General features: G+C 43.2%; 2 protein-coding genes and 1 pseudogene. All 3 read right to left on the bottom strand.

Annotated features, from left to right (window positions below; genetic code table 11):
• Window positions 1–23: 23 nt before the first annotated feature.
• Window positions 24–278, bottom strand: a complete 255-nt coding sequence (locus QUB52_RS29105; RefSeq protein ID WP_332975684.1) for a hypothetical protein — start codon at window positions 276–278, stop codon at window positions 24–26.
• Between the two features lie 231 nt (window positions 279–509).
• Window positions 510–1136, bottom strand: coding sequence for a transglutaminase-like domain-containing protein (locus QUB52_RS29100; protein ID WP_332975683.1), 627 nt, complete (start codon window positions 1134–1136; stop codon window positions 510–512).
• A gap of 20 nt (window positions 1137–1156) precedes the next feature.
• Window positions 1157–1370, bottom strand: a pseudogene (locus tag QUB52_RS29095) (hypothetical protein); the annotation flags it as partial.

Raw genomic sequence — 1370 nt, 5'->3', positions numbered from 1 at the left:
CCTTTCTCTTCGCTGTGCTTATCTCAACGGTCAACTTTCAATTTGATGTATTTGCCAAAGTGAGATGCACCCTCTGGGGAAACATCTAGCAGGGCTTCTTCACCAATTTCTAGTTTCAGTTGATCAAACATCCTCACCAAACGGCTTTCAATCATCACCAGGGCAAAAAACGGCATCATGTAGGACGGCCATTCCGATTCTTTAATGCCGCAACCCCGCAGCAGGTCAGCCGTTGCCCAGATTTTTGATTCGTATTGGAGGATGTTTTGATTTATCATGGAGCGGGTTTTGACTTAAGCGTAGAAATCACTATTACCAATCCTAAATCATTATCACGTGCGGCGAACATAGTGGAATGAAAAAAATAACCTAATTTCAACTGCCCGGTCTTCTTCAACCCGCGTCGGCGGGTTTTGTTTGTGTAGAAGCGGTTTCAACCGCCCCGTCTTCTCTTGTCTCCGGTAAACAATTCACAACGCTGTGGCTGACAAAGCAGGATTCGAGGTCTATCATAGCAGACCATAACTATTCGCTGACTCCAACGAAATGTCTGGGATATTACGAAGCAGATCATCCCATGTATTCTGTCGTTGCAATGCTTCTATAACGATTTGAAGCGGCTCTGAGAATATAGCTGAAAAATCTGCCTCTTCAGGAAACTGAATCTTAAACGCTAACTGTTCTTGAGGTGGAGTGAATTGAGCGTTGACTCCTTCTTTGTTACCTCTGGCATCAACCCGATACCAACCAACTTCAGGTAAATGGATAGCATTCAACCCGTGCAAGCAGTAAGGTGCACCTTGATCATCAATACTCAACCGCTGATAACAAAGACCTGCTGGAATGTCATTTGCTCTGAGTAACGCTGCTAACAAGTGACTTTTTGCATAGCAATAACCTGTTTTGTGCTGAAGAACGTCTGAAGCTCGACAGGTAACAGGACTCATTTGATAGTCATAACTGTGATAAATTTCATCTCGCACCCGCTCAAAACACGCTTTGGCGATCGCCCTTGGTGTCTCAGAACCCGATGCGATTTGTTTAGCACATTCCATAATTTTGGGATGTTGCCAATCAATAACTTCACTCACTTTTAAGTATTGTTCCATATCAACTATAATTAGATGCCGTGTCATGTTAGCCCTCTGTAAGCAGTTCACTTTTCAATGCGCTGAAGTTCTTCTCGTACAACTCTTCGCAAAGTTTCTTCCAAAGGCTCAGAACTCTGCTGAATATATTGACGCAACGCTTCATTAATCAAGGTTTGGTAGTTCCCTCCATCTGCTAAATGAACCAGGGCAAGCTCATCTAATTTGGTATAAATTGTACTTGACAAAAAGGCAATGATCGGGTGTGCACCATTTAATGAT

It is taken from the genome of Microcoleus sp. A6-C6 (assembly GCF_036705955.1).
Classification (GTDB): Bacteria; Cyanobacteriota; Cyanobacteriia; order Cyanobacteriales; family Microcoleaceae; genus Microcoleus.
Note: the sequence above shows the minus strand (reverse complement) of the source record. Positions and strands in the feature narration are given on the sequence as shown.